A 6,546-nucleotide genomic window follows, 5' to 3' on the forward strand; every position below is an offset into this window, starting at 1 on the left:
TGTTTGCCATCTACTGCATTGGGACTACCACCATGACCCCTACTCCACAAACACTGGGAACCACCTTGTTAGCTGCCTTCGATCAAGCAGGCGCACTGACTGACACACAGCGTGAGCAACTGCGCGAGCGGATTGAAGAGATTGTTCACTATCAGGCCGTCGTCGGCATTCTGGGTAAAACCGGTGCGGGCAAGTCCAGCCTGTGCAATGCCCTGTTCGGCCAGGACGTGGCCGAAGTCGATGACGTCGCGGGCTGTACACGCTACCCACAGGAATTCACCCTCGCCTACAAGAACGGCAAAGGCATTGCGCTGATTGATGTACCAGGCGTGGGGGAAACGACCGACAAAGACAGCGAGTACGCCGGGCTGTATCAGCAGCTGCTGCCGGAAATGGATCTGATCCTGTGGGTGATCAAAGCCGACGATCGGGCCTTGAGTATCGACGAGCACTGCTACCGCACACTGATCCAGCCTTATCTGGCTCAGCGTGACATCCCGGTACTATTCGTCCTCAGCCAGGTCGACAAGCTAGAACCCTATCGCGACTGGGATACCGTCCTGCACCTGCCAGGTACGGATCAGGCGAAGAACCTCAGCCGCAAACAGATCCAGCTCAGCCAGGTGTTCCACATTCCCCTCTCCCAGATCTGTGCCACTGCTGCCAGCGAAGGCTACGGTCTAACCACGCTGATCGAGCAGATCATCACCACCCTGCCGAAACAAAAAAAGTGGGCCATCGCCCGTGAAGCCAATCCAGAAGTGGTCTCCAGTACCGCCTACCACAGTGCCAGCCAGGGGCTGTGGGAGTCGGTCAAGGACGTAGCAAAGGCAGTACTGACCGAGACCTGGGACTGGGTCAGCTCCACCGTCAGCCGCTGGGTCGACAAGCTATTCGGCTGGTAAACCACCCTCACCAACCAAGGAAAATACCATGAAAGCCATCCTCCTCGCCCCGCTCTGCCTGCTAGTGTTGCTCACCGGCTGTTCCGGTAGCTACGACAGCGATATCGAAGCCAACTTCACCAATAGCTGCCAGGCCCGTGGCAGCACAGCCACCTTCTGTAAGTGCTATCTGAAGAAAACTGAAGACAAGCTCAGCCAGAAGGAACTGATGAGCCTGGAGCAGGACATGCTGGCCTCCCAGCAAGTCCCAGACAAGATTGCAGCCATCGCCATGGATGCCAAAGCCAACTGCCCGCGCTGAGGGCAAATACAAGAGCCACCTGCCCCATAAGGGGTGGGTGGCTCTGTCATTTTGTGGCTACGTAGTCACATGCAGGATTGATATTTTTTCCACATTTCGGCCAAAGCGGACCTCCATGCCATTGTGTTAGCATGTCTGCTATATCCAGAAGCAGGCATTCGAGGGGTCAGCCACACCACTAATTTCAGCAGCCTCAGGAGGGATCGTTGTAGATCACCTGCGCATGGCACCTCCTTGTAGGGCCTAGTGTGAGGCTCTTGAGGTGTCTAGGAAAGGAGGGGCGATTCAACCCGAATGAAATGAACATGCTTACAAATGCCATTATTTTGGAGAACCCATGTCTGCCGAGTCTACCGTCATCCACATCTCCCAGGGCATCGATTATCTAGGCTTCCTCAACGCAAAGCTGCGTGATCTCAAAGGCTGGGCCACCCTCGCTAATGAGCTGATTCAAAATGCGGACGATGCCAGAGATGCGACGCGGGTCACCTTCGATGTGACAACCAACGCACTGATCGTCGAAAACGATGCCCAGTTTTCCGATTGTGGAGCAGTAGAAGCCACCCGATGTGGCTTAGACCCCGTTGGTGACGGCAAAGTCTGCTGTGACTTTCACGCTTTCCGTCGGGTGGCCAGCGGGCACAAGCGACAGGAGAGCGACACGACCGGCGCCTTCGGTATTGGATTTATTTCTGTCTATCAAATTACTGATCAGCCGAAATTGCTCTCTGGTCAATGGCAATGGGGGCTGCGACCTGAGGCCATTGAGACGGAGCGTATCGCGGCAGTCCGACTCGCCCAGCCTTTTTCAGCAACACGATTCGAACTGCCATGGGCTCGGACGCAGACCTCTTTGCGCACTGCTCTAGGCATCGAGCCAGTTGCACAAGATGTGGCCGATCAAATGTGCGCCGAGTTGCGCAAGGCCCTGACGGTTGCCGCACCATTCCTGAAACGGTTAGAAACGCTGGAGTTGCGTCGGCGTGGACAGGTCGAGTTGATTGTTCGCTGCCTACGCGATCCATCAGCATGCGAGATTGTAGTGGAGGCAGGCGAGGAGACGCACTTTTGGAAGCGATTGGGAGGAAACTTCAGTCAGGAGGCCGCCGAGTTGCGGGCACGCTTTGGTACCAGCATCGAAGCCAAGCGCAAGACAGAGGTTACCGTAGCGGTACCTATCGATACCCTTCCTGCGGAAGGGCGGCTGTATGCGGCCTTGCCCACCGAGCATGACATTGCTCTGCCTGTGCTGATCAATGGGGACTTTTATCCCTCTTCGGACCGCAAGCGCATCCTTTTCGACCAAGATTACCAGGGGGACTGGAACCGTGCCGTTGTCCGAGCAGCGGCACGGGCACTGGCTAAGGCTCTGCCAGACCTGCGCGAATTGCTGGAACCCGTTGATCTTTGGAAAATGCTCTGGGCCGCCAAGAAACTGCATCGGGATGCAGTGAACAATATTGTAGATAAGGCCTTTGCATCTTTCTGGGAATACCTAGCGCCGATCGTCCGGTCAGGCGAATTTGTCAGGACCACCAGAGAAGATTGGTGTGCGCCTTTGGAGGCGCGACTCCTGCAAAGTGCCAAGGACGAGGCGTCGGTATTGCCGCTACTGGAAGAGCTGGACCTAAAGGTTGTACATCTGGATATGCAGCCGTTCGCCACCTTGCTGCGCGATAAGGAAGTGGGAGTTGGTTACCTAACGCTGGATGATCTCACCAGTGGACTTCTGACTGGAGGGTACGATCAGATATTGCCGATGGATCAGGTGGCTCCGTGGCTCAGATCCGCTGAAAATCGGTCGGTTCTCAGTCAGGAAGTAGCTCTTCTGCTGGAGCGGGTAGCCAAAGATGCGAAGAGTGGCGCTCGAGAGAAAGCTCGCCGCTGCGCGTTGGTATTGACAACCGATGATGCGTTGGCACCCGCCGCCGTATTGCGAGAGAGCAGCACAGCTACTCGGGATGTCTTCGCGAACGTGGCTCCGGCGGAATACTGGGCAACCAATAACAATCCTCCAGACCTTCTAGACCTAGTAAGCCAGTTTTCGGTGAGAGACGCCATAAGCTTGTTACGGAGTGCCGGACAGGAAAAACTGGAACTCTGCAACCTGAGTGATAGTGGCTGGATTGTGAGGGTAGTTGGTTGGTTCGCGGCGAACCGGGCTTTTGTCGCGGCAGACCCTGACGTGCAGAGCGCTATTCGCGCACTATCGATCTGGCCTTCCGGTGAGGGTCTGTGTTCCCTGGATAGATTGTCGGTGCCGGGAGATTTTGAGGACGGGCTCAAGCTGGCGAGGATCCTTGATCCGCACATCTCCTCCCGTTGGGCATCCTTCCTGTTGGAAGATCTGGGCGCGCGGAAATTGGATCTCGAAACCTATCTGATCGAGCATGCGCCGCGGGCTTTCGAAAAGGAACCTCTGCCAGACCTTGATACTCGACGGGCATTGCTACGTGTATTGGTTGCTCATGCCGGCGACTTGTTGGACGAGCAGAATATTGCGACCGCGCTCCGGCAGCTGCCAATCGTTGAGTGCCAAGACGGGCAGTTCCATCGCCCTATCGGAACGTATTTCGAGAATAGTCTAGTGCTCGAGGTGTTGGGTAGCACAGCTCCCCTCGCCAAGTTGCCGGATGAGAAGCAAATGGCCACCCGGGATGTGCTTCAGTGGTTGGGTGTGAGTGATTTTCCCAGAGCGCATGATGTGCTGCAGCGTGTGGAAAACTTGACGAACCAAGGGCCGAGCGCAGACAGGCGAGAGGCCATTCGCAGCCTCTTTAAGGGACTGGCCGAAAACTGGGAGAACCTCGCCGACAAGCACGATGACCTGGAAGAACTTCAAAGAATGGCGTGGTTGCCTGGCCATCGGAGCACGAGTTGGTTGCCACCCAGTTCAGTGTATTCGGTATTTTCACGCTTCTTATTCGAAACGCAAGCGGAGTTTCTTGACATACCTGTGCTGGTTCAGCGCGTGGCCGCGGATGGGTTGCTCCGCTTCCTGCAAATTCGCTCAGAACCAGACGTGATACTTGTGGTGAAGCACCTATTGCAAGTTGCACAACACGGAGACGGGGTCAATATGCAGGTTTATGAGTTTTTAAACCGGCATGCGCTCGACCAGAAAATCAATCTGCTGAAAGGGAAGGCTTGCCTGTACTTGTCTGATGGTAGTTACGTGGAAGGGGGCGTTTGTTATTGGGGAACCCACCCTTTCGGCCAGAACCGCATCCACCTGAACCAGGATTGGCGCAAGTATCAACCGTTGCTGACCCAACTCGGGGTAAGCGAGTCGCCCACGGCATTAGATGCGCTTCAGGTTTTGGGCGAGATATCTGAGGCTTATACGGACAATCGACAGCTGGAGAATGAGGACCATCAGGTAGTCATGAGTTGTTGGTCGCTCCTTAGCGAAAAGCTCGACGATATACCTGACCTGGCGGAATCCTTGGCTAGCCTCAAGGTGGTGCCCAACGCCAGTCACTACCTCAGGAAGCCATGCGATGTCTTTTTCGATGACCGACCCGGGTTGGCAGACAAATTTGATGAGGCCTTTCGCAAGCTGGTCATCCGCCGGCCAGAAACGTCGTGGCGGGCTATGGCCACCGCAGGTGTCAGGTTCCTGAGTTCTGCCGTGAAAATGGAGTTGGTGCAATGCTCTGATCCCATACTTGATGAGGCGATGGGCCAGCGGTTGCAGGAACGCTGGCCTCTGGTGCGCCGGGTGTTTGCGACTTTGGTCGATATGCCAGAAGGCCTCACTGTGCCTCCTGAACTCTGGGGTAGCGATCGGTTGACGGTGAATTACCGAATTCTTAATTACCCAGGCCCTACCGAAGACGTGGTGGCACACCTTACTGAGGCACGTCTACGGATGTATTTCTGCCGAGGTCGGATGAACGTCTGGGGTGCAATTGCGCGTGAATTGGCGTTTGGGTTCTATCCAGATGTGGCAGCAGGCCCTTTGGCAGCAGCGATCAAGGAAGTGCTGCAATCAGCTGATGTAGAAGAAGCACGGGCTGGGCTTGATGACTTGGGGATACCCGAGGTCGCATTGGACTCGATCGATGAGCCGGTGAGCGAGGATGCCGGTCTTGGTATGGGTGCAGGGCACAATGCTGGAATGGGTGAGGAATCTTCGGGTTTTGATGCGAGCACGTGCGAAAGTAACGCAAAAGCTGATGAAGAAGATTTCAACGATAGTTCGGATGAGTCCGAGACCGGAACGGCAGACGAAACAGGTGGGGCCAAGCCCAAGTGGGTACGAGAACGAGGCGAACGCGGAGCTGGTACACAACATGGCAATGGGGAGGGAGGAAAGCCAAAGGACAGGGGACACAAGCCTGCGTCTGTGAAAACCCTACGTGAAGGATATACCTTTGTCGGGCGCTCCTATTTGAAACCTGAGTGTGAGAATGAAGACACCGAGCTAAGTGAAGAGGCTAAGGCAAGACGTGCGGACTCCGATCGCCAAGGCATTGACAAGGTGCTTAAGTCCGAACTGCAAGACGGTCGTCAGCCTACCGAGATGCCTCATGACAATGAGGGCTACGACATTGAGTCCCGTGCCCCTGAGGGACAGATCGTCCGTTATATTGAGGTGAAGTCCCTGACTGGCCCGTGGAACGGCTTTGGTGTAAAGCTTTCAGCTCCTCAGTTTCGCATGGCTCAAGCGAAACAGGATGCCTACTGGCTGTACGTGGTGGAGAAGGCAACCAGCGCCGATGCAAACATCTATCGCATTCAGAACCCTGCATCCAAAGTCGTTGAGTATCGCTTCGATGATGGGTGGCAGCTTGTGGCTGAGGAGGAATCGACACATCAGCGCAGATCAATCTTGGATGTCTTGAGCAGAAATCCCGCATCCGGCGATGAGATGGACGAGGAGATAGTGGGAGAAAAAACCCCGCTACTGGAGGACGATTGATGAATCTGATGACGATGCGTTGGCTACCGTCTGAATCGCCCTTAGTCTGCTAGATACTTCAATGACTACATTCCGTTGAAAAGCAGCCAATTTTATTGATGTGGGAAGTTTCTGCTTTGGCCGAACTACCCCTGCTGAGCTCACACATCACCAACTCGTCGACCGGTGCTGCTTCTGGACGGAGAGTTAACGAGCACTCTCAACGACGCCATAAACCAGAAGATCCACGGACCCGGTGACGGATCTGTGGATCTTCTGGCGCTCAATCGCCAACACCGGGATTGAGCCTACCCACTTGCACGAGCCGTACAATACCCGTACAAGGAAAAGAAAAACAAAAAAGCCTTACAGCAAAAAAGCTGTAAGGCCTTGATTTTAATGGTGCCGGTAAGAGGAGTCGAACCCCCGACCTTCGC

3 protein-coding genes are annotated in these 6,546 nt (G+C 55.1%); all 3 read left to right on the forward strand.

Annotated features, from left to right (window positions below):
* Positions 1-32: 32 nt before the first annotated feature.
* The 3 genes from EAY64_RS05430 (at position 33) to EAY64_RS05440 (ending at position 6,130) form a co-directional block, all read left to right on the forward strand.
* Entirely contained in the window at positions 33-905 is an 873-nt protein-coding gene (locus tag EAY64_RS05430) for a GTPase family protein (protein ID WP_147456182.1), read from the forward strand.
* A 28-nt stretch (positions 906-933) separates the two neighbouring features.
* The gene (locus tag EAY64_RS05435; RefSeq protein WP_103523770.1) at positions 934-1,206 is read left to right on the forward strand and encodes a hypothetical protein; all 273 of its coding nucleotides are present in this window, start codon (positions 934-936) and stop codon (positions 1,204-1,206) included.
* Positions 1,207-1,543: 337 nt separating this feature from the next.
* A complete protein-coding gene (locus tag EAY64_RS05440; protein ID WP_199734390.1) occupies positions 1,544-6,130 on the forward strand; it encodes a protein NO VEIN domain-containing protein in 4,587 nt (1,528 codons plus the stop codon).
* The last annotated feature ends 416 nt before the right edge of the window (positions 6,131-6,546 follow it).

It is taken from the genome of Aquitalea palustris (assembly GCF_003693445.1).
Classification (GTDB): Bacteria; Pseudomonadota; Gammaproteobacteria; order Burkholderiales; family Chromobacteriaceae; genus Aquitalea; species Aquitalea palustris.